Here is a 25,591-nt window from a genome sequence, read left to right on the forward strand (position 1 = left end):
TTGCCTCCTTTATTAGCCGACGACCAGATTCAGTAATTTGCCTGGTACGTAGATGACTTTACGAATAGTGACGTCTTCAAGGTATTTCGCCACACCATATTCTTTTGCAGCCATATCATGAACATATTCTTTCGTCGCATCCGCTGGCACAGTAACACGACCACGCACTTTACCGTTAACTTGAATAACGACCAATTTGGTGTCGTCAACCATGGCCTGTTCATCAGCCTGTGGCCAATTAGCAGTATCAATGTCACCTTTACCACCCAGAGCTTGCCACATAATAAAACAAGCATGAGGAGTCATTGGTGACAACATGCGGACAACTGCCAGTAAAGCTTCCTGCATCAGAGCGCGATCCTGCTCGGTTTCTTGTGGTGCGCGGGTCAGTTTATTCATCAATTCCATTACGGCAGCAATGGCGGTATTGAATGCCTGGCGGCGACCTACATCATCTGTGACTTTAGCAATGGTTTTGTGCAGATCACGGAACAGATCTTTCTGTTCTACTGTTAAGCTTGTGATATCCAGCGGTTGAGTTGCCCCTTTGCTGCTATGTTCATAAACTAGGCGCCATACACGTTTCAGGAAGCGGTTTGCCCCTTCAACACTGGATTCTTGCCATTCCAGAGTCAATTCTGGTGGCGCTGCGAACATCATAAACAGGCGAACGGTATCAGCACCATATTTTTCTACCATCAATTGTGGGTCAATGCCGTTGTTTTTGGATTTAGACATTTTGCTCATGCCGGTATAAACCAGTTCATGACCCTCTTTGTCTGTTGCCTTAATGATACGACCTTTATCATCACGTTCAGCAATGGTATCAACTGGGGATATCCAGATTTTTTCACCGTTTTTACCCGTGTAATAAAAAGCATCTGCCAGAACCATTCCCTGACATAACAGACGTTTAGCGGGTTCATTGGAATTGACCATGCCTGCATCACGCATCAGTTTGTGGAAGAAACGGAAATACATCAGGTGCATGATGGCATGTTCGATACCACCGATGTATTGGTCAACAGGTAGCCAATAATTAGCTGCTGCTGGATCGAGTAGGCCCTTATCATAATCTGGACAAGTGTAGCGAGCATAGTACCAAGAAGATTCCATAAAGGTATCGAAGGTATCTGTTTCACGCAATGCTGGTTGGCCATTGATAGTGGTTTTTGCCCATTCAGGGTCAGCTTTAATTGGGCTGGTGATGCCATTCATGGTGACATCTTCCGGCAGAATAACTGGCAGTTGATCTTCTGGAACCGGAACAACCGTGCCATCTTCCAACGTTGCCATTGGAATTGGTGCGCCCCAGTAACGTTGACGGGAGACACCCCAATCACGTAGACGATAGTTGACCTTACGCTTGCCGGCTCCCATTTCTACTAGTTTATTAGCAATAGCATTGAAACCATCTTCATGATTCAGGTCGCTAAATTCACCCGAATTAAACAGGACATTCTTATCTGTCACCGGGGCTTCATGAACATTTGGTTCATTACCTTCACTGTCCAGAATAACGGCTTTCATTGGCAGGTTATATTTTGTCGCGAATTCCCAGTCGCGTTGGTCGTGGCCAGGAACTGCCATGACAGCACCGGTGCCGTATTCCATTAAGACGAAGTTTGCAACCCAGATTGCTACTTTCTCTTTGGTTAATGGATGAATGACAAACATACCGGTTGCCATGCCCTTTTTCTCCATTGTTGCCATATCTGCTTCTGCAACTTTGGTATTACGGCATTCATTAATAAAAGCAACCAGTTCAGGGTTATTTTCTGCTGCTTGTTTTGCCAGAGGATGACCTGCGGCAACTGCAACATAGGTGGCACCCAGGAATGTATCAGGACGAGTGGTGTAGACAGTCAATTTCTCCTGACTATCTGCTACTTCAAAGGTGATTTCTACACCTTCAGAGCGCCCAATCCAGTTGCGCTGCATGGTTTTGACTTGTTCAGGCCACTCTTCCAGCGTATCCAGATCGTTTAACAACTCTTCGGCATAATCAGTGATTTTGATAAACCATTGCGGGATTTCTTTACGTTCAACTTTGGTGTCGCAACGCCAGCAACAGCCATCGACCACTTGTTCATTAGCCAGAACGGTCAGATCGTGGGGGCACCAGTTAACTGCGGAGGTTTTTTTATAAACCAGACCTTTTTCATACAATTTGGTGAAGAACCATTGTTCCCAACGATAATATTCAGGGGTACAGGTAGTGACTTCACGATCCCAATCGTAGCCGAAACCCAGTGTTTTCAGCTGACTTTTCATATATTCGATGTTGGCATAGGTCCACGGGGCTGGTGCAGTGTTGTTTTTTACTGCTGCGCCTTCTGCGGGCAGGCCAAATGCATCCCAACCGATAGGTTGCAGGACATTTTTGCCAAGCATACGCTGGTAACGAGAGATAACATCGCCAATAGTGTAGTTACGTACATGGCCCATGTGTAGTCGGCCAGAAGGGTAAGGTAGCATGGACAGGCAGTAATATTTTTCTTTGCTGTTATCTTCTGTCACTTTGAAAGTTTGCTTCTCTTGCCAGTGAAGCTGAACTTGCGGCTCTATATCTTCTGGACGGTATTGTTCTTGCATGGCACCGATGATCCTATGGTGAGTAAAAAGCTACGTTTGTAGCAATCATTTAGTTGGTAAAATATGAGGTTGGCATAGCATATCTGATTTGATACATAAGCAACAGAGGGTTATTAGGGAAAATCCGGTGGCGACGGGCGCCACCACCGGGAATAATATATTTTAGTGAAGAATTTTAGCCAGAAATTCTTTGGCGCGATCTGATTTTGGATTCGCAAAGAAATCTTCTTTCTTGCTGTCTTCAACAATTTTGCCTTCATCCATAAAGATTACCCGATTGGCTACCTTACGGGCGAAGCCCATTTCGTGAGTAACAACCATCATGGTCATTCCTTCGTCTGCCAGTTTAACCATGACATCAAGCACTTCATTGATCATTTCAGGATCGAGGGCGGAAGTGGGTTCGTCGAACAGCATGGCAATCGGGTCCATACACAGTGCACGGGCGATTGCCACGCGTTGTTGCTGACCACCGGAAAGTTGTGACGGGAATTTATTAGCCTGATTGGTCAGCCCAACGCGTTCAAGTAATTTCAACCCTTTTTCTTCTGCCGCTTTCTTATCGCGGTTAAGCACTTTGATTTGAGCCAGCGTTAAATTTTCAATGATGGATAAATGCGGGAACAGCTCAAAATGCTGGAACACCATGCCGACTTTGGAGCGTAATTGCGCCAAATTGGTATTTTTATCATTGACTTTAATGTCATTAACCAGAATTTCACCCTGTTGGATGGATTCCAGACCATTAACCGTTTTTATCAGGGTGGATTTGCCGGAGCCAGATGGGCCACAGACTACAACTACTTCACCTTTTTTAACTTCAGTTGAGCAGTCAGTGAGAACCTGAAATGGGCCATACCACTTGGATACATTTTTCAGGGAGATCATCAAACAGTCCTTTTCTTCAAATAGTTAACCAGCATGGATGCGGCAAAACTAATAATAAAATAAATAACACCAGCAAACAGGATCATTTCAACCTGTGTACCATCACGCTCACCGATATTTGCCGCAGTACGGAAAAAATCCGCCAGACTGAGTACATACACCAATGAAGTGTCTTGAAATAGTACGATACCCTGCGTCAATAGTAGTGGGGTCATTGCACGGAATGCTTGAGGCAGGATAACCAGCCTCATACTTTGCATCGGCGTCATACCCAATGCCAATGCTGCCGAAGATTGCCCGCGGGAAATACTTTGAATGCCCGCACGAATAATTTCTGAATAGTAAGCGGCTTCGAAAAATGCAAACGCGACCATGGCTGAAATTAAACGAATATCTGTTTTGGGAGAAATCCCCAGAACATTCTGCAGTAGACTGGGCACAATCAGATAGAACCATAACAGTACCATAACCAATGGCACAGAACGGAACAGATTGACATATAAAGTAGCAAACCAGCTCAGTGCTTTTACAGAAGAGAGCCGCATAACGGCCAGTACGGTTCCCCAGAGAATACCGACAACAATAGCAACAATCGTGATTTTTGCTGTAATAACTAAGCCTTCTAGTAGAAACGGGATACTGGGGATAATCGAACTCCAGTCAAACTCGTACATTTATTGACCTCCAATATTACCCGGTAAACGCATTTTTTTCTCAAGCAAGTGCATGGCAAGCATAATTACCAGATTGATTCCGATATAGGCCAATGTAATTGCCGTAAATGTTTCATAAGCATGTGCTGAGTAATCAAGTAACTTACCTGCCTGTGCTGCCATATCCACCAGACCAATAGTAGAGGCAATAGCGGAGTTTTTTACCAGATTCATCATTTCTGAAGTCATTGGTGGAATGATCACTCGGTAAGCATTTGGTAATAGGACATAGCGATAGGTTTGTGGCAGAGTTAACCCCATTGCCAGCCCTGCTGCTTTTTGACCACGTGGTAGTGATTGTATGGCGGCGCGGACCTGCTCACACATCCGTGCAGCGGTGAAAAGACCTAAACAGACAGTGGATGAGATGAAAAACTGGATATTAGGGTCCAGTTTGGTTTTAAACCACAGACTGAATTTTTCTGGCAGTAGTTCAGGTACAACCAGATACCAGATAAAAAATTGAACTATCAGTGGTACGTTACGAAAGAGCTCAACATAACAGGTACCTATCCCAGATAATATTTTATTGGGAACAGTACGTAAAATGCCGAACAGTGAACCGACAATGAAAGCGATAATCCAGGCGCAGATAGACAAGGCAATTGTCACTTGAAATCCAGCTATCAACCAGCCTAGATAAGTCGTATTGCCGAAAGGGGCAGCTTGCAAAAAGACGCCCCAATTCCAATCGATTGACATAATAATACTCCCTGTGAGGATGTAGCTTGATCCCCTGAAAACGATTGATTGGCTGAGAAAAAAAAGCGAGGTAGGGAACGGCCACCTCGCACCCTGTGATGCCAATCAAATAGTCATTTTTCTAATTATATTTCTAGTTAAGTGCCTTATCATTTGGCGATTTAAATAGTGTTTTCATTTCATCAGACAACGAGAAGTTCAGGTTCAGATTCTTAGGCGGAATGGGTTGTGTGAACCAGCGCTCAAATGATTTCTCTGCCACTCCGGAAGTTTGTGCCTGAACAATGGTCTCATTGATCAGCTTCTTGAATTGAAGATCATCTTTGCGTGATATGCAACCATAGGCTTCTCTAGACTGCGGTGTACCAACGATTTCCCATTGATCAGGTTTTTTCGCTTTGGCGCGTTCACCGGCTAGCAGAGCATCATCTACCATAAAGGCGATTGCACGGCCGGATTCCAGCGTGCGGAATGAGTCACCATGATCTTTTGCACTGATGATGCGCATTTTCATGTTTTTCTCATCGTTGAGTTTATTTAGCAATATTTCAGAAGTCGTACCAGCGGAAACAACGACATTTTTACCAGCCAAATCTGGAAAATCTTTTATACCGGAACCTTTTTTAGTCAGCAACCGCGTATTAATGATGAAGATAGTGTTAGAGAAAGCGACTTGTTTCTGGCGTTCAAGGTTATTGGAAGTAGAACCGCATTCGAAATCATAAGTCCCATTTTGTAGCAGTGGAATACGATTTTGAGAAGTCACCGGTATCAATTTTACTTGCAAATTTGGCATGTCCAGTTTCTTCTTAACGGCTTCAACAATCAGATTAGAGTAATCTTGCGAATAGCCGACGACATTTTGTTTATTATCGTAATAAGCAAAAGGTACGGAGGATTCACGATGCCCCACAATGATTACACCATCATCTTTAATTTTTTTCAGTGTTCCCGTCAATTCTTCAGCCTGAACAGCACCTGCTGCGCCAAGTAACATCATGGTTAATACTAGGTTACGCATTCGCATATACAACTCCTTTAATGTGGTTATCGTTTGCGATGTTGTGTTTGCAAAAGTCTCTCTGTGATTTGTTTTTAATCAAGGATCATTTGCTGTTATATGTATATATGGTGTTAAAAAATAGTACAAAAGGGTTAGGTAATGAAAATGAATTGTTTCTATTTCGGGAGCTGTCTCGCACTATAAATGAACAATGTTGCTTATCTTGCACAATAAAAGTGCGTGACTATCATTTTTATGGTGCATTTTCCCGTTTTCTATTAATGAAACAGCTATTTTCCTTTTCATTCATGGAGATAACAGCAATTAACGTGCCAAAATAGTAAAGAGGGGTAAAATTAATACTTAAGTAGGTTATTTTATAACATAGAGTGATATCAGTAACTAAGGGAGCAATTTCGCTCCCTTATGATGTATGGATATCGGAGTTAAAATTTACGGCGGTGATATATCAGCGCAAACAGGGCAAACAATACGGTAATTATCCATACCGGCCAATTCCCCCAACGTGCATAGGGTGTTATCCCGGTTGCGGGTGTCACTTTAGCTTCCAAAACATTGCGGGTAAATTGTGGGAGTGCTGCCTGCACTTTCCCATCAGGGGAAATAACAGCTGTAATACCATTATTAGTACCACGTAGTAATGGGCGCCCTAATTCGAGGGAACGCATACGTGCCATTTGGAAATGTTGCCAGGGACCGATGGAACTACCAAACCAGGCATCATTAGAAACAGTGAGTAAGAATTCAGTATCCGGTTTGAAATTATCACGAACTTGCTCACCTAATATAATTTCATAACAAATGGCGGCGGTCAGGTTATATCCTGCAACAGAAAGCTGTGGTTGAATGTAATTGCCTCGGCTGAATGAAGACATTGGTAAATTGAAGAATGGAGCCAGAGGTCGGAGTAGAGATTCCAGTGGGACAAATTCACCAAAGGGGACCAGATGATGCTTATCGTAGCGAGTAGTTGATGGATATTGATAAGGAATTTTATCACCCAGAACAATCAAGCTATTATAGGTCTTATAGCTGTTACCAACCGTTCTTTCATCAATGATACCGGTAATCAGGCTGGTGTGCTGATTACGTAACAGCATATCCAGTTTTGCCAGAAAACCGCGTTGATAACTTTCCAGTGATGGAATTGCAGATTCGGGCCAGATGATAATAGGTGTTTTACCAATGTATGGGCGGCTGTTATTTAAATAGATGTCCAGAGTTTCACTGAGCATATTGGGGTCCCATTTCAGGGATTGTGGGATATTTCCCTGAACCAGTGCCACATCAACCGCTTTTTCAGGTTGTAGGTTATACCACTGGTAATGACGTATTGACCACGGTAATAGCAGAAGTGCGATAGCGGTAATGCCAGCGGTGATGTTTCTGTGTATAACCGCCAGAACTAATAATCCACTCAGAGCCATTAACAGGAATGTAATTGCCTCAACACCGAAAATGGGTGCAATGGCTTTCATTGGGCTATCTAGTTGGCTGTAGCCGAATTGTAGCCAGGGAAAGCCAGTCAAAATCCAGCCACGCAGGAATTCAGTGACTTGCCACAATGCAGGTGCGGCCACTGCTAGCCTTAACCCGCTCGTTTTTACGAAAAAACGGTTGAGTAAGCTGGAGAATAAAGCAGGGTAGAGCGAGAGATAAGCGGCAAGTAATATGACCAGCAAAATATTGACCGCAGTTGGCATTCCACCAAAATTGGCAATGCTGACATATACCCAGTTTATACCACTGCCAAATAAGCCGAATCCCCAGCAAAAAGCAATAAATGCCGCTTGTCCGGGTGTTCTGTTTAAAGTCAGAAGTTGTAGTCCAAACAGGGAGATAATAGCAGCAGGCCAGAAGTCAAAAGGTGAAAAAGCCAGTGTTCCACTGGCTCCGAAAAATAGTGCCAGCAAAGCACGAAGCCGCTGGCAATGTAATAATGAAGCTTTGTTCATTCAGACCCTATTCTTGTTCAAGGTTAGGCATTGGCGCATCGTCCGGTATCGTAACATGAACCTGAATAATTCTCCGACTATCGGCCATGGCAACTTTAAAGAGATAACCGTTAATATCAACAGATTCCCCTCTGGCTGGTAAATGGCCGAATGCCTGCATAACCAAACCGCCAATAGTATCCACTTCTTCATCGCTGAATTGGGTACCAAAGGCTTCATTAAAGTCTTCAATCTGAGTCAGTGCTCGTACCGTATAGGTATGACGGCTCAGGGCACGAATATCGACATCTTCTTCTTCATCATACTCGTCTTCGATTTCACCGACGATTAGTTCAAGAATATCTTCGATAGTAACCAGACCCGATACACCACCGAACTCATCAATGACGATGGCCATATGATAACGTTGAGAACGGAATTCTTTCAGCATGCGGTCAACCCGCTTACTTTCAGGTACAACGACAGCCTGACGCAGAACCTTATCTATGCTGAATGGTGGGGCATCGGTGCGCATAAATGGCAATAGGTCTTTTGCCATTAAAATCCCTTCAATGTGATCTTTATCTTCACTGATCACAGGGAAACGTGAGTGAGCCGAATCGATAATCACATCCAGACATTCGTCCAGGGTTTGATTACGTTTTAAGGTAACGATTTGGGAACGGGGGATCATGATATCACGGACACGTTGATCGGAAATATCCATTACCCCTTCGAGCATATCGCGGGTATCAGGATCAATCAGATCGTTTTGTTCTGAGTCACGGATCAATTCCACCAGTTCATCACGGCTTTTTGGCTCACCGTGAAAAAGTTGGTTAAGAAGAAGAGTAAAAAACCCTTTCTTAGGGCCCGGGTTATCGTTACTTGAAGGATGGTCGTCGCTCATGGAGTTTTAATGAAAATTTCCCATTAAATAAGTTGTTGTTGATATTTTTTAGCATAAAAATGGTGTAGGTGGTTACTCTTTTTCTGCAAGATAGGGATCAGAGTAACCTAACTTTTGCATAATTTCTGTTTCCAGAGATTCCATTTCTTCCGCTTCATCATCTTCGATATGGTCATAACCTAGCAGGTGTAGGCATCCGTGTACAACCATATGTGCCCAATGTTCTTCTACTGTTTTTTGTTGCTCCTCGGCTTCTTTTTCAACTACCTGTCGACAGATAATTAAATCACCAAGTAGAGGTAAATCAACCGTTGGTGGTGATTCAAATGGAAAAGATAGCACATTTGTTGGTTTGTCTTTGCCACGATAAGTCAGGTTTAAATCGTGACTTTCTGCTTCATCAACAATACGGATTGTTACCTCACTTTCAGATTGAAACTGAGGTAAAACCCCGTCCAGCCAGCGCTGGAATAGGGTTTCTTCAGGAAGACCTTGTAAATTCTCACAGGCAATTTGTAAATCAAGTATTACTGAACTCATTGTGCTTCCTGTTTGCGTTGCTCACTGATTGTCTGTTTGCGTTTTTGCTCAGTTGCTTCCCATTCTTCATAAGCAATGACAATTTTGGCAACAACCGGATGGCGGACAACATCATCACTGTGGAAGAAGTTAAAGCTCAGCCCATTGACCCCTGACAATACTTCAATTGCATGGCGCAGACCAGATTTCTGTCCACGCGGCAGGTCAATTTGGGTGACGTCCCCAGTGACAACTGCTTTGGAATTGAAACCGATACGAGTCAGGAACATCTTCATCTGTTCGATGGTAGTATTCTGGCTCTCATCCAGAATAATAAAAGCATCATTCAGGGTTCGTCCACGCATATAAGCCAATGGCGCAACTTCAATAACATTACGTTCGATCAGCTTCTCAACTTTTTCAAAACCTAGCATTTCAAATAAGGCGTCGTAGAGCGGGCGCAGGTATGGATCAACTTTCTGGCTCAGGTCACCAGGCAGGAATCCCAGTTTTTCGCCTGCTTCTACTGCCGGGCGGGTTAACAAGATGCGACGAATTTCTTGACGTTCCAGTGCATCGACCGCAGCAGCAACAGCCAGATAAGTTTTACCTGTGCCTGCTGGACCAACCCCGAACGTAATATCATGGCTGAGAATATTAGCAATATATTGCGTTTGATTGGGAGTTCGTGGTTTTACCATACCGCGTTTGGTACGAATATTAACGGACTTACCGTAGTCAGGTATGCTTTCAGCGGTTTGTTCTAGAACCCGGCTCTCTGTAATTGCTAAGTGAATCTGTTCTGGCTTGATATCAGGGATTACCCCACGAACAGGGGCGGTTTCCACATATAAATGGCGGAGAATATTGGTGGCGGCACTAACGCACCGCGGTTTGCCCATCAGTTTAAAACGGTTATCTCGTCGGCTGATTTCAATACCCAGCCGGAGTTCAAGCTGTTTCAAATTATCATCAAACGGACCACACAGGTTCATTAGGCGCTGATTATCGGCTGGTTCGAGGAAAATTTCCTGAGTTGCTATTTGTGAATGAGTTTGTTGAATCACTGATTATCTCTATGTTTAAGGCTGATAAGTGCCGACCCCGATTTCATCTTCTTTACGGGTACGGGCTATTACGGACTCAGGTGATTCGTGTATACGAAGATCCATCTGATCTTCGGTACGGATAACTTTACCGCGCAGTGAGTTGGCGTAGACATCAACAATTTCAACATCAACGAATTTGCCAATCATGTCAGGCTGGCCTTCGAAGTTGACAACTCGATTGTTTTCAGTACGCCCGGAAAGTTCCATCACATTTTTACGGGAAGTTCCTTCAACCAGAATACGTTGTACACTGCCCAACATAGCACGGCTGTAGTTCATAGCCTGTTGGTTAATGCGCTGTTGTAACAAGTAAAGGCGTTGTTTTTTCTCTTCTTCGCTGACATCATCAGGCAGATCAGCTGCCGGCGTCCCCGGGCGAGCAGAGTAGATAAAGCTATAGCTCATATCGAAATTGACATCAGCGATCAACTTCATAGTTTTCTCGAAGTCATCTTGGGTTTCTCCTGGGAAGCCGATGATAAAGTCAGAGCTTATCAGGATATCAGGACGTGCTTTACGTAATTTGCGAATAATGCTCTTATATTCAAGAGCTGTGTGCGCACGTTTCATCAGCGTCAAAATACGGTCAGAGCCACTTTGTACTGGTAGGTGCAGGAAGCTAACCAATTCAGGTGTATCTTCATAAACAGCGATAATATCATCAGTGAACTCAATGGGATGGCTGGTGGTAAAACGGATGCGGTCAATACCATCTATAGCTGCGACTAGACGGATTAACTCAGCGAAAGAACAGATGTCACCATCATAAGTTGCACCACGATAAGCATTCACGTTCTGACCGAGAAGGTTAACTTCACGTACACCTTGTGCAGCAAGTTGGGCGATTTCAAACAAAATATCGTCACATGGGCGGCTGACTTCTTCACCACGGGTATAAGGTACGACACAGAAAGTACAATATTTGTTGCAGCCTTCCATAATAGAAACAAATGCAGATGGACCGTCAGCACGTGGTTCAGGTAAGCGGTCAAATTTCTCGATTTCCGGGAAGCTGATATCAACAATCGGGCTGCGGGTGCCTTTCACTTGATTGATCATCTCAGGTAAACGATGCAGTGTTTGCGGCCCGAAAATAATATCTACGCACTGGGCGCGCTGACGGATGAAATCCCCTTCCTGGGAGGCCACGCAACCACCTACGCCAATAATAATATCTGGATTGGTGTCTTTCAGGTTTTTCCAGCGGCCTAATTGATGGAAAACTTTTTCTTGGGCTTTTTCACGGATTGAACAGGTATTCAATAGTAAAATGTCTGCTTCTTCGGCGACACCGGTTAACTGATAACCGTGAGTACTTTCCAGCAGGTCGGCCATTTTAGATGAATCATATTCATTCATCTGACAGCCCCAAGTTTTAATATACAGTTTTTTTATCGTCGACATTTTCTTATGCATCCGGGCTTTCTACAGTGCTGAAAGATATTACTGCACTGCAAAAGCAGTTGTGTATTAGGCATTTAAAGTTGTCGGATATTGTATTCATTTGAAGGAGCAGTGACCAGACTGTTAAACAGGATATTCTCTACCGAAGGATCAAAAATCCGGTACACTGTGCCAATCAATGAGTTAATAGCATGACTGATATGAATAATTCACAACAGACTTTTGATGTAGTGGTAGTAGGGGCAGGGATGATCGGTGCTGCAACAGCGCTTGGATTGGCTCAAGAAGGTTGGACAGTCGCTTTGTTGGATCATCAGATACCACAACCTTATGATGCACTGAGTTATCCTGATGTGCGCGTGTCGGCGATTAGTTGTGCTTCTGTGGATTTGCTCAAACAGTTTGGTGCATGGGATACGGTATTACAGATGCGCGGTGTACCGTACCGTAAATTGGAAACTTGGGAACAGCATGATTCCAATTTAGTGTTTGATGCAAAAAGCCTAGGGTTGCCTGAGTTGGGTTATATGGTTGAAAACCGTATTTTGCAGTTGGCTCTTTGGCAACAGTTTGAAAAACATCCTGCTCTGACTTTGCGGTGCCCGGCAGTCTTACAATCTATGCAACGTCAGAAAGAAGGTTGGTTAGTTACTTTGTCTGACGGAACTAAAATTAATACCCGTTTGATTGTTGGTGCTGATGGTGCCCGTTCTCAGGTTCGCAAAATGGCTGGAATTGGCAGCCATGGCTGGCAGTACAGACAGTCTTGTATGTTGATTACGGTAAAAACAGAGCAGCCACAACAGGATATTACCTGGCAGCAGTTTTTTCCTTCAGGTCCAAGAGCATTTCTCCCACTATTTGATCAATGGGCTTCATTGGTATGGTATGACAAACCGGCGCGTATACGGCAGTTACAGACAATGTCAATGGTTCAACTTGCGCAGGAGATTTTTCAGGCATTTCCTGTACGGTTAGGTAAAGTGACTCCGGTTGCAGCTGGCTCATTTCCCTTAACTCGTCATCATGCTAACAGCTATGTGCGTGAAGGATTGGTGTTGTTGGGTGATGCTGCTCATACAATTAATCCGCTGGCTGGGCAAGGGGTAAATCTTGGTTATCGTGATGTGAATACTTTGATTAATATTTTGGTGAAGGCCAGAGAATTAACAGAGCAATGGGATTCATTGGAAGTTCTGATGCGTTACCAACGTTGCAGAATGCCGGATAACCTGATGATGCAATCTGGAATGGATCTATTTTACACCGTGTTCAGTAGTGAATTACCAGGGCTGAAAGTAGCACGTAATCTGGCACTGATGGCAGCTCAACGAGCTGGCGTAATGAAAAAATCGGTGCTTAAGTATGCGTTAGGGTTATAACGTATAGATTGGTAGTGAAAATCACAAGCACGTCGTAAATCTATTTATGGCGTGAAAGGTTCACTTTTCTTTAGATAAAGCTAATTGGCAAGTTAAGAAAGAAGAGATAGGGCGGACTAAAAAGCAGAAAAACAAAACCACCTCTCGGTGGGTGGCATTCTGCATCAAAGAACATTCTTACTATATATTCTTTTTCAACGCATCACTTCACGTAACACATTGATAAATATGGCTGGGGTACCAGGATTTGAACCTGGGAATGCCGGAATCAGAATCCGGTGCCTTACCGCTTGGCGATACCCCAATTGAATGGTGGCTACGACGGGAATCGAACCTGTGACCCCAGCATTATGAGTGCTGTGCTCTAACCAGCTGAGCTACGTAGCCTTTTAGTGAACGGCATTCAGTTAATGGCTGGGGTACCAGGATTCGAACCTGGGTATGCCAGGATCAAAACCTGGTGCCTTACCGCTTGGCGATACCCCAACTGAAATTAGTTACTACACAACATGTCATCAGAACTATGGCTGGGGTACCAGGATTCGAACCTGGGTATGCCAGGATCAAAACCTGGTGCCTTACCGCTTGGCGATACCCCAACTGAATAATTGACAACTTGATGAATGGAATGGTGCGGGAGGCGAGACTTGAACTCGCACACCTTGCGGCGCCAGAACCTAAATCTGGTGCGTCTACCAATTTCGCCACTCCCGCAAAAGATGGTGGCTACGACGGGAATCGAACCTGTGACCCCAGCATTATGAGTGCTGTGCTCTAACCAGCTGAGCTACGTAGCCATCTTTTTTTGCATTACCTTCATCGGCGTTGCGGGGCGCATTATGCGTATATCAGCTAAATGCGTCAACTGCTTTTTTCTTGAAATCTGCTTAAGGTCGCTTGTTTGTTTGGCATATAAGCATTTTGCTGACAAAATCAACAAAAAATGACTATGATCCTTCGAGTAAGTGTTGTAATAGAATACCATTAAGCATAGCACGCTTAGTCAGAGCAAAGGCACCAATAGCAGAACAGTGAACTAATTCAGAAACAACAATCGGCAAATTTTCACGAAATTCTTTTAAAACTTGGGTGTTAATACAACTTTGAATTGCGGGTATGAGTATTTTCTGAGCTTCAGTAATTTCCCCTGCCAAGACAACCTTCTGAGGGTTAAATAAATTAATCGCGATAGAGATGGCTTTGCCAAGATAGTGACCGACATTTTTTATCACTTCAGAGGCTAATGGGTCATTTTGATTAGCGGCCTGGCAAATGGCTCTGATATTGCAGTTATTCAATGTTAGCTGGCTTGGGAAACCTTGTTTTAGTTGATGCTGAACCCGTGCTTCAATTGCTGAGTTAGATGCAATAGTTTCCAGACAACCAAAATTGCCACAGTGACAACGCTCACCGAGAGGATCAATTTGAATATGGCCAATTTCCCCTAAATTCCCTCTATTATTAAGTAATATCTGACTGTTTATAATTACCCCAGCACCAGTACCTCGATGGATACGTACCAGTAAAGAGTCTTCACAATCACGAGTAGCGCCGAAATAGCGTTCAGCCAGTGCTAAACTGCGGATGTCATGACCGATAAAGCAGGTGATATTGAAATGTTTTTTTAGAGTATCGACCAGAGTCCAGTTCGTCACTTTAATATGAGGCATATAACGAACGATACCTCTATTTGGGTCAACTAGTCCTGGCAGGATAACTGAAATAGCGATTAATTCGCGGACTTTGCGTTGGTTTTGTTGAATAAAATTTTCTATTGCGCTGATAAGCAGATTTTCGACTTTCTGCTGAGTGGTTTCAGGTAGTGGATAATGCTCTTCAACCAGCGTTTTGCCACTCATATCATAAAGAGCAAGAGTGGCATCGTGACGGCCAAGGCGTACACCAATAGTATGGAAATTGCGATTTTCTGTAACGATTGAAATTGCGCGGCGGCCTCCGGTAGAAGCTTGCTGCTCGACTTCTTTGATTAGGCCACGCTCAAGTAACTGACGGGTAATTTTAGTCACACTGGCTGGGGCAAGTTGACTTTGTTCTGCAATCTGAATACGAGATATTGGCCCTTGCTGATCAATCAACCGGTATACCACTGCGCCGTTGAGTTGCTTTACAAGGTCAATATTACCAATTTGTTTTTGTGTGCTGCTATGACTCATCGGTTATTTTGTCCATTAAAGATCAGTTTCTTTTCCGTTAACAATGGTTTTGCAGATTTTAAAGTCATGACTGAAAACAGTGAGGTTAGCAATCTTACCGGTTTCAATGGTACCAATATATTTATCAACACCAATTGCGCGGGCAGGGTAGAGTGTTGCCATCCTCAGAGCTTCATCCAGAGCAATACCAACGTGTTCAACACTATTTTTAACGGCGTCTATCATAGTAATAGATGAACCGCTTAAAGTGCCGTTTTCATCGACACATAATCCGTCCCGATAATATATGGTTTTACCGGCAAAGGTGAAGTGCCCCATTTTATTGGTGGAAACATTCAGCCCGGCAGGAAGTATGGCATCTGTGACCAGAATTAATTTATCTTTTTTTAGATGCTTGGCATTACGGATGTTTGGCCATAAGACATGCAAACCATCGGGAATAATACTTGCGTAAATTTCTGGTGTATCAAAGATAGCACCAATCAGGCCAGGTTGGCGGCCAGAAATATAGGGCATTGCGTTATAGAGATGGGTTGAGATGGTAATTCCATTCTGGAATCCTTGCCGGGCCTCTTCATAACTGGCATTTGAATGACCAGCAGAAATCACAATACCTGCTTCTACTAATTGCTGAATATATTTTTGCTCAACCATTTCTGGTGCGAGGGTCAATTTAGTGATGACATCAGCGTTATCGCACAAGAAATTTATCATTTCAGGTGTAGGCTTACGAATGAGTTCTGGATTGTGAGTCCCTTTTTTTATCGGATTAAGGTAAGGGCCTTCCAGATGCAGCCCCAATGCTTGATACTGATGTTTAGCCAGATAAGAGCGCATGGCTTCGACAGCGGCGATCATCAGTTCATCGGTGCTTGTAATGAGTGTTGGTAAGTAGCTGGTGCAGCCTGAGCGTTCATTGGCTTTTTGCATGATATCCAATGTTTTTTCTGAAATATCTTCTAGCCAGTCATTGAACTGAACACCCCCGCAACCATTAACTTGCAGGTCAATAAAACCGGGGGAAAGGATTGCGCCATGCAGATCGCATTTTTCAATATTTTCGGGTAACACTTCTGTTGGGCAAACTTGTTTAATTAAGTCGCCTGTAATTATAACTGCATGATTATCCAGTCTATTATGACCAGTATATATAATGCAGTTGGTTAAAGCATACATTTTAGCCTCCTATGGAATCGGGAGATGATTAATGATTGAGAATGTAAATTGAGATTGCTATGTAATCAGCCTAAATGGGTTTTAGGCTGATGTAGATTCTTATTTTTTGCTGGCAAATTTGCCGATAATATCTGCTTCTAATTGATGGAAATATTTGACTGTTTTTACTTTCAATTCCATGGTCGCGGGTTCATCACAGACAATGATGGATTTAGGATGCATTTGCAGGCAGCTTACCGTCCACATATGGTTGATATTACCTTCAATTGCAGCCTGAATTGCCTGTGCTTTATTTAGACCCGTTGCCAGGATCATAATTTCTTTTGCATCCATTAGTGTACCTACTCCTACCGTCAGGGCATATTTAGGTACCTGATTAATATCATTACCAAAGAAACGGGAGTTGGCAGTGCGGGTTTCTACTGTGAGTGTTTTAATGCGAGTACGTGAAGTTAAGGATGATGCGGGTTCATTGAAAGCAATATGACCGTCATTACCGACGCCTCCCATAAACAGATGAATTTGACCATAAGACTTAATTTTGTCTTCATAACGTTGGCATTCTGCATCAACATCAGGTGCATTGCCGTTGAGTAAATTTATATTTTCTTTTTGTATATCAATGTGATCAAAGAAATTTTGATGCATAAAACTGTAATAGCTTTGCGGGTGATCTTCAGCAATACCTACATATTCATCCATATTGAATGTGACGACATATTTAAAACTGACCTCTCCTGCTTTGTGCAGAGCAATCAATTCCTTATAAGTTGCCAGGGGAGTGCTGCCAGTTGGCAGGCCCAAGATAAAAGGATGTTCTGCGGTTGGGTTAAATGCATTGATTTTGCTAACGATATAGTGTGCAGCCCATTTACCAACATCACTTGCATTCGTTAGGGGGATTAGTCTCATAAATACCTCTTAGAAATCATCGTGATTAAATATTTAGCGTTATACATTATTCAGTTAGTTAATCTTCTATATACAAGATATTAAACCATTTTCAGTAACAGAGACACTATGCGGAGTAAGATATTTTTCATAATAAAATAAGATTTGTGTGTTAGCGAGCATTTTGACCATATTTATGGATAATATAGTGACTATCATCACATTTTGTTATTAATTAATTTGCGACGAAAAATAAATCTCCTACACTGAAAATTGTAGAATAAATATTCTTATTGATTAATTTTATAAGCGGTAAAAAAACTCCAATAATTGAAGATAATAAGGGGGAGTAATGTGAACATTCTGAATTATTTGCAAAGGGTGGGCCGGGCATTGATGGTGCCAGTTGCTACATTACCTGCTGCTGCAATACTAATGGGGATAGGTTACTGGATCGACCCGCTAGGGTGGGGAGCTGATAATGCATTGGCGGCTTTGCTGATTAAATCGGGTGAAGCCATTATTAAGAATATGCCATCGTTGTTTGCTATTGGTGTCGCTTATGGTATGTCCAAAGACAAGGATGGTGCGGCAGCCCTGACAGGTTTTGTCGGTTTTTTAGTGTTAACTACGCTTTGTTCTCCGGCAGCGGTATCTCTGATCTTGGGTATTCCGATTGACGATGTACCAAAAGCCTTTAGTAAAATTGATAACCAATTTGTTGGCATTTTGGTTGGTGTGATATCTGCTGAGTTGTATAACCGCTTTAGTAGTGTTGAACTGCCGAAAGCGTTGTCATTCTTCAGTGGCCGCCGTTTGGTCCCGATCCTTACCTCTTTCCTAATGATTTTGGTTGCTTTTATCCTGATGTATGTATGGCCGGTGGTTTATAATGCATTGGTAACTTTTGGCGAAAGTATTAAAGATCTCGGTGCTACAGGTGCTGGTATCTATGCCTTCTTCAACCGTTTGCTTATTCCTGTTGGCCTGCATCATGCACTGAACTCTGTATTCTGGTTTGATGTTGCTGGTATTAACGATATTCCTAACTTCCTTGGTGGTCAGAAATCCATTGTAGATGGCACTGCAATTGTGGGTATTACTGGTCGTTATCAGGCTGGTTTCTTCCCCGTTATGATGTTTGGTTTGCCTGGTGCTGCATTAGCGATGTATCACTGTGCACGTCCTGAAAATAGAGTCAAAGTTGCTGGTATTATGATAGCGGGTTCATTTGCTGCGTTTTTCACGGGTATTACTGAACCTTTGGAATTCGCTTTCATGTTTGTTGCCCCGGTGCTTTATGTGTTGCATGCGATCTTGACAGGTATTTCTGTGTTTATCGCAGCGACGATGCAGTGGATTGCTGGTTTTGGTTTCAGTGCTGGTTTAGTGGATATGGTGCTATCTTCCCGTAACCCACTAGCGACACATTGGTACATGCTGATCCCGCAAGGTTTGGTTTTCTTCTTCCTGTACTATTCTGTATTTAGATTTACTATTAAGAAATTCAACCTGATGACTCCAGGTCGTGAACTGGCCGCCGATGGTGAAACAGATGGCTATGATGTTGATGTGAACGAAAATGGTAAAGTAGCAGCGGGTGATATCCATAAAGAAGCTCATCAATATGTTGCAGCAATTGGTGGTTCAGATAATTTGGTGGGTATCGATGCTTGTATTACTCGTTTACGTCTATCTGTAAAAAATGCTGATCAAGTCAATGACAGTTTGGTCAAACACCTTGGTGCTTCCGGTATTATTCGTCTGAATAAACAAAGTGTACAAATTATTGTTGGTACTCGAGCAGAATTGATTGCTAGTGCCATGCGTGATGTTTTGGCAAAGGGGCCGATAGCGGCTGTGACTGAAAATCATCAACCTGAGGCAATATTAAAAAAGAAGAAAGTTGAAAATAAAGGTGAGGTTTTCCTAACTCTGGTTGCGCCAGTCAGTGGTCAGCTAATTGATTTGAAAGAAGTTCCTGATGAAGCTTTTTCTAGCAAAATTGTCGGTGATGGAATTGCTATCAAGCCAACATCGAATATTGTGCTTGCACCAGTGTCTGGCACGATTGTGAAAATTTTCGATACCAATCATGCTTTCTGTATTGAAACTGAGGAAGGTGTGGAATTGATTGTCCATTTGGGTATTGATACGATTTCTCTAAATGGTAAAGGTTTTAAACGATTGGTGAATGAAGGCGCAATCGTGAAAGTTGGGGAGCCTGTACTGAATTTGGATCTTGATTATCTGAATGCTAATGCTAACTCTATGATTAGTCCGGTTATTGTCAGTAATATTGGTGATTATATCGGTGTTAATATTCTGGCAAAAGGTCCGGTAGAAGCTGGAAAGACAAAGTTGTTTGATATACTGAGATAAACAACAAATAGATTTTTAACAGCTATACAAAATAAGTGATGGGAAGAGGATTTCTCTTCCCATTGAGATTGGCATAGCCCCGCTTGTGTTCCTCTCGGATTTTCCAACAAAGCGAAACGTAGATATAGTAAATAAGATCGAATGTTGCAGTTTAATCACTAAATACCAAACTGATATTAACCCTTGAAGCAACAATTAAATTCGGTAAATAAAAAGTGGTATGCGGTATATTGAAGAAGTACTTAACAAAAGATTTAACCATTAGGTTGAGTTTACACTGGTTGATAGTACTTTTTTCGAATCTCTCTGAAACTGAAAAATCTCACTTCAGTTCAATCTCTAAAAATTGCGTTTTCGAAAACCTGGATTGTCCTGTTGGTTAGAGAGCATAAAAAACCTTGGGGCATTTATGTGGTAAAGCAGCTAAAGAAGCCACTTTAACGTATACCTTTATGGATACCGATCATCCTACCCACTACAGCCCTATGACGATGGGTTCCATTTCCGGTGCATCAAGGTTAAGCCGGCTTAATTGGCGATTAACCTTTCGGCGGTTGAATCGGACAGTATCCAGTTCATCTATCAATGGGCGGATTTTTCTGACGTGTGTTGTGTCATCAGCATGAATAATTGCATTGAGTAATGCCAGTGTTTTCGTCGCTTCATCCTCTGACGTGGCACCGGGCATTCTGTTTCCGACCAGACAAAAAGGGGACTTCAGGCGAGAGTTTTCGAGAACCGTTTCAATATGGATATCGTGAAGCTAGGGCTCGAAAAAGTTGTACTCGTAGGTAAAGTGGTCACCGGCATCAAATTCAAAATCATCCAGTGTAATTTTGTAGGGATTATCTGAAAACCCGATCCCACCCTCGTAGGAAATACCGTAATTTTTGCCATAAATACGGAATTGATGCAGATGGTCATCCTGCCATCCTTGCGCGATCTGAATGATATAGTGCAAAGCCGCTAAAGACGTTTCGCCTGACAATCTGAATCGGCGCCAGACCATTGGACTGATACCTCGAAGGGCGATTTTCACAATATAAGTTTTCATGGTGAGGTGTTTGATAGAATGATGTTCCTTTGCTCATTCTATCGCCGATTTAACACTGTGCCCCACAAATTTTTATGCTCTCTTAGCTTGCCGGTCACTGTCTCTATCTCTGTCACTGCATGTTTTCTTGCTTATGAAAATCCAGTTTATTATAACAGGTCATCATTAATATTGTTCATTAATCTCAATTGGTTGGATCAACCTGAATTTCATCAATAAAAGAATCGAGGAACTTCTTCATACTCGCAACCCTCTCATGGGCCATCTGTTTACCTGATTGAGTCTGAAATCCAGACTCAATCTTAAATAGTTTGGTATAGAAATGATCGACAGCATAGGTCTTATCATCATATTCACGCTGTTTTGCCAGAGGATCATGAAAATCATACAATGAAGAACCCATGCGGCCAGAGGTATAAAAACAGCGGATAACACCAATCAAACCAATAGAATCCAACCGATCAGCATCTTGTACTATTTGAGCTTCTAATGTTCTGGGGGTTAGTGCCGCAGAAAAACTATGTGCTTCAATGGCATGGCAAACGGCGGTAATATCTTCCTCACTCCACTTTAACTCTTTCAATATTAATGCTGCTTTTTCTGCCGCCATACGAGAAGCCAGATGACGGTTTGGCGAGTTTTTTTCAACACTTACACAGTCATGCAGCAACACTGCGGTGAATACGAGCCGCAAGTTACCAGATTCTGCTTCACAAATTTTTTGTGCGTTTCTCCATACTCGATAGAGATGAGCAATATCATGAGCACCGTCATCGCTTTCTATAGCTATAGGTAACAATTGTTGAGCTAAATTTTCAAAAGGTGAAAAAGATAATATAGTCAAAATCTCTCCAATGAATGAAAAAAGTCTCTTACCCAACTCTGTCTGAGTTTGTAACGACCACAATAACAGGATTAATCAACAGTAACATAACGGTTATTACTAAAGAAATTTAGCATTAGTTCTCGAGGTCAGGTCAAGATGTACCTACCAACTTTATTCTAACAGAACTGATAATGTTGGTAGGATAACTTCATTTGAGCTCTCACTTCATTGAACTAAGGGACAGAACCAGCTATTTTAGACGTTAGGCTCCCAATACTCTTTAGCCATAAAAGCTTCATTATTATGTCTATACTCGCAAACTTCATCAAAGAAATAGGCAATTTGCTTCACCGCTTCGTTGGAATCAGCTGCTCTATGGATTACATCTGCACCTGTCCAGACACTATATTTTTGTCTTATTGAACGTGTAGTGTCTTCTTCTGGGTTTGAGTAAGCTCCGGCGAAGTTAAATATACTTCCTAAAGCATTATGTCCACTCAGAACCAGCAAAGTTGATGGAGCTGACTGCATTACCGTTTTGAACTGCTTATGAAAGGGTTTACCCAAAATTTTGGGATATAAGAAGTAGAAGTCTTCGTCATTTAGCACCAAAGAACGGATATTATGTATTTTGAATCCTTTTTCTTCGAACTCAGTGATAATTTTCCCTACAAGCCCTCGATGAACAGCATCCGGCTTGATTAAAATAAAGCTTTTTTCTAGCATGAAACCTTCTCCAGAATTTCAATTATATAGTCGATTCCTTCCTGAGAAAGATCTGGATGGGTAGGAATGGTTATCAGGTTTTTGAGGACAGTATCTCCTTTCTCAATACTGCCATCATAAAATTTATTGAGGATACCAAACTTATACTTAGCCTCCCCATATTTTACAAAGTCCGTTTCAAATCCCATATCTTTTAGTACCTCATGAACATTGCCAAGGTCTCTATGATCTTTATCTTTAAGTACTAGGTTGTAGTAGTTAGGTTGTCCCAGGCAATCAATTTCTTCAAATCTCGTGCTCACTATGCCCTCCTTGATTTTCTCGGCGTTTTCTCTACGAATAGTAAGTTCATCATACACTCGTGTACATCTTGAGATACCTAAAGCCGCTTGGAGTGAACCTAGCTTGAAATTCAAGCCAAATGACAAGCCATTAAGGTTCCCAAGGTTGACTATTTCTCGCAAACGCTTAGTTCTTTGAGGAGACGAAGGAATGATAAAGCCACCTTCTCCAGTAGAAAGGATTTTCTTATCATGAAGCGAGAAGCAACCATAATCAGAGAAAGTTCCAACCAGACGACCAGTCTTAAATGTACTGAAGTGAGCTTGCGCAGCGTCATCAATAACAATGATGCCTCGACTCTTACAAACTTCAGCAATCTCATCATAATTGACTGGATATCCCCATAGAGGGACAGCTATTATAGCCTTAGTTTTATCATTTATTTTACTTAGTAAATCGTCAATCGATAGTTCAGTTGTATGTGACGTTTTGGTATCAATAAATACAGGCTTAGCTCCAACTGATAGGATCGGGAACGTTGTAGGTATCGTCGTATAACACGGAACTAAAACTTCATCATCAGCAGAAATGTCTTCAGCCATTAGGCTAGCAATAAGTGCGCTCGTTCCACTAGAACAACACACTACATCATCAACTTCGAACAACTCTGCTATTTTTTTCTCAAATTGCTCAACAGTATCACTTTTCCCTGAAAGCTTACCGAGATCCAATACTTTTTCCAGCTCAATCAGATCGTTGCTATGAGGTTTCTTTTTATAACTGTCATTAATTTTCATGGTAATACAATCCCCTTAATATCCGTTTTAACCACTAGGTCCTCTTTTTCATAGAGGTAATATCGATGCAACTTTCTACTAAAGCTTTCCTCAGAAATAAACTCTCGACCATGAATGCACCTTCTGTTGTTTACGATGAGTAACTGGTCGGTTTTCAACGCAATCTTCTGGCACAAGCGTTGATATAATGAAGAAAGCTTTATCGCACATTTTTTTGCTTTCTCTGTTTTATAAGTCTTTATTGAGTTAGAGAATCGAACTTGAAAAAAACCATCAGAAAAATGAAGGATAGGCTTCCAAGAACTATCTAACTCGTTGGACTCCATAACAAATGATTTTTGCCACTCAAATACATAATTTGGTGAACTAAGCTCGCAAATTTCATCATCATTCATGTGATATAAGATTTCTTCGATATGACAGACTGTGGTTCCCACATCACTGCCACAAATAGAAAGAAGTGCTACATAGTTTGGGATTATCGACAGACCTCTAACTTTCTTCCACTCGGTATCGAATGGAAGAAAGCTTGCATCAGTGTGACCTCTTAACTTTTTTCTAGATTGAACAATACCTTCTTTAGGGGATAGGATAGACGCGACATCCCCTAAAATCTCAGACCGAAAGCCGAAGGTATGCATGCCTATAGTGTCTCGAATATAATTAGTGAACATATCATCACTGTGGCCAAGGCATGAAGGTGTATCAACACACACCCAACCTTTAGCACTTAATTCTAAGAGTATTTTGGTGTTATTCATAGACAACAAAATCTCCTGTTACTTGCCCGTAAAAACAACCAATATTTGTTTCCATTTTGAAGCTATTACTTTCGTCTACCTTCTCATTTTTAAACAAACGGTAGAATCTTGTAGGAGTGCCCCTATCAAACAGTTCTCGTGATTTGGCGGTTGGATCGTCTGATATTAATGCAACGCACTTTTTATCAAATTGAGAAACGTCCGGAGTACTAAGTTCCCATGAAACCATTTTGACTATGTCCGCACCACTTGGATACTTGCTAACATCAATTTCATTAGCTTCAATATATTTACGAAGCTTTGCAATAGCAGGACCTAATCCATGCGAACTAATTAGTGTTCTCACTATGTGCTCACATGCTTTAAAATCGCTATTTTCAAGCAGAATGAGAAGATCCACAAAGTCCCTAATTGTTAAATAATCTTTGTTGTAAATTTGAATAAGTATTATCAATATAGAATTAAGATCACTAACTACATTGACATATGTCCCTCTCAAAATAGTGTTGTAGCAGCCAGAATATAACGACTGTAGTAATATTCTCGAACCATTATCATCGATTGGGTAGTGATCAACATGGATTTCAAATCCACGATCATCATCTTTCCCTTTCGTATATCGGAATGATTTATAAACTTTTTCTGTAACAACATCTTTTATCCAAATAGTACTGAAATATATATCGTACCCATGCTTAATCAACAAAGCATCAAGCAATGGTAAGTGATCTTCTAATACTACCAAATCTGCGTCAAAAGCGAATCGCGAGGCACTTTCATGGTAAAAGCGCTCTACAGATAACCCCTTCAAAACTAGAACAGAATTTTTTAGTTCTGAGGATTTAGCGATATCGTTAAGTACGATCGATTTTTCTCTCTTTTCATTTTCAATATGACAATACTCTTCGCTACTCTGGCCGGTTGCATATACAAACATTGATAGAATCTTCTCTTGGAAGGCAGACTCTTTGTTTAAGACCGATATGTACTTCTTAATTGCTTCAGGCAACCAACCATTTAGACAATAATTATAGTATGAATCAATTACTTTAGATTTTTTCATTGTTTCTTCTCCTCGAAGAAAAAGCCAAATAGAATGGAATAAAAACTAATGCAAATTGATACTTTGTTCACCTTCTCTTGTTACATATATTCTATTTCATAGAACCATTGAAATAAACAATATTATTAATGGATGTAATTATTACAATAATTTCATTGCACAATCTAAGCTTATTTACACCTGTTTATGAATTATAAAATCACATAAAAAAACATTAACCTCATGCCCATTATATAGAGCTTTCCTTTATCATTAACCTTATCAATTCCTAACCAATTT

Annotated in this window: 22 protein-coding genes and 6 tRNA genes; 2 read left to right on the forward strand and 26 right to left on the reverse strand. The window is 41.8% G+C overall.

What is annotated here, in order from left to right:
• Positions 1–12 precede the first annotated feature (12 nt).
• The 10 genes from leuS to miaB all read right to left on the reverse strand — a co-directional run bounded on the left by leuS (position 13) and on the right by miaB (position 11,798).
• A complete protein-coding gene (gene leuS / locus EAE89_RS10265) occupies positions 13–2,595 on the reverse strand; it encodes a leucine--tRNA ligase (RefSeq protein ID WP_214085755.1) in 2,583 nt (860 codons plus the stop codon).
• Between the two features lie 162 nt (positions 2,596–2,757).
• Complete coding sequence (locus EAE89_RS10270; RefSeq protein ID WP_054476712.1) at positions 2,758–3,483, reverse strand: amino acid ABC transporter ATP-binding protein; 726 nt, start codon at positions 3,481–3,483, stop codon at positions 2,758–2,760.
• Entirely contained in the window at positions 3,483–4,157 is a 675-nt protein-coding gene (gltK, locus tag EAE89_RS10275) for a glutamate/aspartate ABC transporter permease GltK (RefSeq protein ID WP_214085756.1), read from the reverse strand. The genes EAE89_RS10270 and gltK overlap by 1 nt, the downstream gene beginning before the upstream one ends.
• Positions 4,158–4,898: an amino acid ABC transporter permease gene (locus tag EAE89_RS10280; RefSeq protein WP_054476715.1), complete on the reverse strand. Its 741-nt coding sequence runs from the start codon at positions 4,896–4,898 to the stop codon at positions 4,158–4,160.
• 133 nt (positions 4,899–5,031) lie between these two features.
• On the reverse strand, positions 5,032–5,925 hold the full coding sequence (locus EAE89_RS10285) for an amino acid ABC transporter substrate-binding protein (protein WP_054476716.1): 894 nt from the start codon (positions 5,923–5,925) through the stop codon (positions 5,032–5,034).
• A gap of 422 nt (positions 5,926–6,347) precedes the next feature.
• Positions 6,348–7,877: an apolipoprotein N-acyltransferase gene (lnt, locus tag EAE89_RS10290; protein WP_149616642.1), complete on the reverse strand. Its 1,530-nt coding sequence runs from the start codon at positions 7,875–7,877 to the stop codon at positions 6,348–6,350.
• Positions 7,878–7,884: 7 nt separating this feature from the next.
• On the reverse strand, positions 7,885–8,766 hold the full coding sequence (gene corC / locus EAE89_RS10295) for a CNNM family magnesium/cobalt transport protein CorC (RefSeq protein ID WP_054476720.1): 882 nt from the start codon (positions 8,764–8,766) through the stop codon (positions 7,885–7,887).
• Positions 8,767–8,838: 72 nt separating this feature from the next.
• Positions 8,839–9,306: an rRNA maturation RNase YbeY gene (gene ybeY / locus EAE89_RS10300; protein ID WP_054476722.1), complete on the reverse strand. Its 468-nt coding sequence runs from the start codon at positions 9,304–9,306 to the stop codon at positions 8,839–8,841.
• Complete coding sequence (locus EAE89_RS10305) at positions 9,303–10,280, reverse strand: PhoH family protein (RefSeq protein ID WP_235525401.1); 978 nt, start codon at positions 10,278–10,280, stop codon at positions 9,303–9,305. Before EAE89_RS10305 ends, ybeY begins: the two co-directional genes overlap by 4 nt.
• An 87-nt stretch (positions 10,281–10,367) precedes the next feature.
• Positions 10,368–11,798, reverse strand: coding sequence for a tRNA (N6-isopentenyl adenosine(37)-C2)-methylthiotransferase MiaB (miaB, locus tag EAE89_RS10310; RefSeq protein ID WP_054476778.1), 1,431 nt, complete (start codon positions 11,796–11,798; stop codon positions 10,368–10,370).
• A gap of 200 nt (positions 11,799–11,998) precedes the next feature.
• On the opposite strand from miaB, the gene ubiF reads away from it, so the two are divergent.
• On the forward strand, positions 11,999–13,180 hold the full coding sequence (ubiF, locus tag EAE89_RS10315) for a 3-demethoxyubiquinol 3-hydroxylase (RefSeq protein ID WP_083451875.1): 1,182 nt from the start codon (positions 11,999–12,001) through the stop codon (positions 13,178–13,180).
• A 229-nt stretch (positions 13,181–13,409) separates the two neighbouring features.
• On the opposite strand, the gene EAE89_RS10320 is transcribed toward ubiF, so the two are convergent.
• From EAE89_RS10320 to nagB, 9 genes are all read right to left on the reverse strand, one after another.
• Positions 13,410–13,484 (reverse strand) — tRNA-Gln (locus EAE89_RS10320).
• A 6-nt stretch (positions 13,485–13,490) separates the two neighbouring features.
• Positions 13,491–13,567 (reverse strand) — tRNA-Met (locus EAE89_RS10325).
• Between the two features lie 24 nt (positions 13,568–13,591).
• Positions 13,592–13,666 (reverse strand) — tRNA-Gln (locus EAE89_RS10330).
• A gap of 38 nt (positions 13,667–13,704) precedes the next feature.
• A tRNA-Gln gene (locus EAE89_RS10335) sits at positions 13,705–13,779 on the reverse strand.
• A gap of 30 nt (positions 13,780–13,809) precedes the next feature.
• Positions 13,810–13,894: transfer RNA gene (locus EAE89_RS10340), tRNA-Leu, on the reverse strand.
• A 6-nt stretch (positions 13,895–13,900) separates the two neighbouring features.
• Positions 13,901–13,977: transfer RNA gene (locus tag EAE89_RS10345), tRNA-Met, on the reverse strand.
• 150 nt (positions 13,978–14,127) lie between these two features.
• Positions 14,128–15,354 carry a DNA-binding transcriptional regulator NagC gene (nagC, locus tag EAE89_RS10350; protein WP_214085757.1) on the reverse strand — a complete coding sequence of 409 codons (1,227 nt, stop codon included), beginning with the start codon at positions 15,352–15,354 and terminating at the stop codon, positions 14,128–14,130.
• A 15-nt stretch (positions 15,355–15,369) separates the two neighbouring features.
• Complete coding sequence (nagA, locus tag EAE89_RS10355; protein WP_214085758.1) at positions 15,370–16,530, reverse strand: N-acetylglucosamine-6-phosphate deacetylase; 1,161 nt, start codon at positions 16,528–16,530, stop codon at positions 15,370–15,372.
• Positions 16,531–16,629: 99 nt separating this feature from the next.
• Entirely contained in the window at positions 16,630–17,442 is an 813-nt protein-coding gene (gene nagB, locus EAE89_RS10360) for a glucosamine-6-phosphate deaminase (protein ID WP_054476730.1), read from the reverse strand.
• Between the two features lie 333 nt (positions 17,443–17,775).
• On the opposite strand from nagB, the gene nagE reads away from it, so the two are divergent.
• The gene (nagE, locus tag EAE89_RS10365) at positions 17,776–19,803 is read left to right on the forward strand and encodes an N-acetylglucosamine-specific PTS transporter subunit IIBC (RefSeq protein ID WP_214085759.1); all 2,028 of its coding nucleotides are present in this window, start codon (positions 17,776–17,778) and stop codon (positions 19,801–19,803) included.
• Positions 19,804–20,278: 475 nt separating this feature from the next.
• On the opposite strand, the gene EAE89_RS23590 is transcribed toward nagE, so the two are convergent.
• The 7 genes from EAE89_RS23590 to EAE89_RS10395 form a co-directional block, all read right to left on the reverse strand.
• The gene (locus EAE89_RS23590; protein ID WP_244866347.1) at positions 20,279–20,491 is read right to left on the reverse strand and encodes a hypothetical protein; all 213 of its coding nucleotides are present in this window, start codon (positions 20,489–20,491) and stop codon (positions 20,279–20,281) included.
• A 75-nt stretch (positions 20,492–20,566) separates the two neighbouring features.
• Positions 20,567–20,842: a plasmid pRiA4b ORF-3 family protein gene (locus EAE89_RS23595; RefSeq protein WP_339423195.1), complete on the reverse strand. Its 276-nt coding sequence runs from the start codon at positions 20,840–20,842 to the stop codon at positions 20,567–20,569.
• Positions 20,843–21,041: 199 nt separating this feature from the next.
• Entirely contained in the window at positions 21,042–21,695 is a 654-nt protein-coding gene (locus EAE89_RS10375) for an HD domain-containing protein (RefSeq protein WP_214085783.1), read from the reverse strand.
• Between the two features lie 243 nt (positions 21,696–21,938).
• The gene (locus EAE89_RS10380) at positions 21,939–22,409 is read right to left on the reverse strand and encodes a nucleoside-diphosphate kinase (protein WP_036773716.1); all 471 of its coding nucleotides are present in this window, start codon (positions 22,407–22,409) and stop codon (positions 21,939–21,941) included.
• Positions 22,403–23,488 (reverse strand): DegT/DnrJ/EryC1/StrS family aminotransferase, encoded by a 1,086-nt coding sequence (locus tag EAE89_RS10385; RefSeq protein WP_214085760.1) that lies wholly within the window; start codon positions 23,486–23,488, stop codon positions 22,403–22,405. Before EAE89_RS10385 ends, EAE89_RS10380 begins: the two co-directional genes overlap by 7 nt.
• Positions 23,485–24,249 (reverse strand): Fe(II)-2OG oxygenase family protein, encoded by a 765-nt coding sequence (locus EAE89_RS10390; protein WP_214085761.1) that lies wholly within the window; start codon positions 24,247–24,249, stop codon positions 23,485–23,487. Before EAE89_RS10390 ends, EAE89_RS10385 begins: the two co-directional genes overlap by 4 nt.
• Entirely contained in the window at positions 24,242–25,312 is a 1,071-nt protein-coding gene (locus tag EAE89_RS10395) for a nucleotidyltransferase family protein (RefSeq protein WP_214085762.1), read from the reverse strand. The genes EAE89_RS10390 and EAE89_RS10395 overlap by 8 nt, the downstream gene beginning before the upstream one ends.
• Positions 25,313–25,591 lie beyond the last annotated feature (279 nt).

The sequence above is a fragment of the Photorhabdus heterorhabditis genome, assembly GCF_018448905.1.
Taxonomy (GTDB): Bacteria; Pseudomonadota; Gammaproteobacteria; order Enterobacterales; family Enterobacteriaceae; genus Photorhabdus; species Photorhabdus heterorhabditis.

What these genes read in the sequence shown, in the direction of transcription:
- EAE89_RS10305 (WP_235525401.1), bottom strand. Translation starts at nt 10,280, where the DNA reads ATGAACCTGTGTGGTCCGTTTGATGATAATTTGAAACAGCTTGAACTC.
- gltK (WP_214085756.1), bottom strand. Translation starts at nt 4,157, where the DNA reads ATGTACGAGTTTGACTGGAGTTCGATTATCCCCAGTATCCCGTTTCTA.
- lnt (WP_149616642.1), bottom strand. Translation starts at nt 7,877, where the DNA reads ATGAACAAAGCTTCATTATTACATTGCCAGCGGCTTCGTGCTTTGCTG.
- EAE89_RS10285 (WP_054476716.1), bottom strand. Translation starts at nt 5,925, where the DNA reads ATGCGAATGCGTAACCTAGTATTAACCATGATGTTACTTGGCGCAGCA.
- miaB (WP_054476778.1), bottom strand. Translation starts at nt 11,798, where the DNA reads ATGTCGACGATAAAAAAACTGTATATTAAAACTTGGGGCTGTCAGATG.
- ubiF (WP_083451875.1), top strand. Translation starts at nt 11,999, where the DNA reads ATGAATAATTCACAACAGACTTTTGATGTAGTGGTAGTAGGGGCAGGG.
- nagC (WP_214085757.1), bottom strand. Translation starts at nt 15,354, where the DNA reads ATGAGTCATAGCAGCACACAAAAACAAATTGGTAATATTGACCTTGTA.
- EAE89_RS10380 (WP_036773716.1), bottom strand. Translation starts at nt 22,409, where the DNA reads ATGCTAGAAAAAAGCTTTATTTTAATCAAGCCGGATGCTGTTCATCGA.
- leuS (WP_214085755.1), bottom strand. Translation starts at nt 2,595, where the DNA reads ATGCAAGAACAATACCGTCCAGAAGATATAGAGCCGCAAGTTCAGCTT.
- EAE89_RS23590 (WP_244866347.1), bottom strand. Translation starts at nt 20,491, where the DNA reads ATGCCCGGTGCCACGTCAGAGGATGAAGCGACGAAAACACTGGCATTA.
- corC (WP_054476720.1), bottom strand. Translation starts at nt 8,766, where the DNA reads ATGAGCGACGACCATCCTTCAAGTAACGATAACCCGGGCCCTAAGAAA.
- nagB (WP_054476730.1), bottom strand. Translation starts at nt 17,442, where the DNA reads ATGAGACTAATCCCCCTAACGAATGCAAGTGATGTTGGTAAATGGGCT.
- EAE89_RS10390 (WP_214085761.1), bottom strand. Translation starts at nt 24,249, where the DNA reads ATGAATAACACCAAAATACTCTTAGAATTAAGTGCTAAAGGTTGGGTG.
- EAE89_RS10385 (WP_214085760.1), bottom strand. Translation starts at nt 23,488, where the DNA reads ATGAAAATTAATGACAGTTATAAAAAGAAACCTCATAGCAACGATCTG.
- EAE89_RS10280 (WP_054476715.1), bottom strand. Translation starts at nt 4,898, where the DNA reads ATGTCAATCGATTGGAATTGGGGCGTCTTTTTGCAAGCTGCCCCTTTC.
- EAE89_RS10395 (WP_214085762.1), bottom strand. Translation starts at nt 25,312, where the DNA reads ATGAAAAAATCTAAAGTAATTGATTCATACTATAATTATTGTCTAAAT.
- EAE89_RS10270 (WP_054476712.1), bottom strand. Translation starts at nt 3,483, where the DNA reads ATGATCTCCCTGAAAAATGTATCCAAGTGGTATGGCCCATTTCAGGTT.
- nagA (WP_214085758.1), bottom strand. Translation starts at nt 16,530, where the DNA reads ATGTATGCTTTAACCAACTGCATTATATATACTGGTCATAATAGACTG.
- ybeY (WP_054476722.1), bottom strand. Translation starts at nt 9,306, where the DNA reads ATGAGTTCAGTAATACTTGATTTACAAATTGCCTGTGAGAATTTACAA.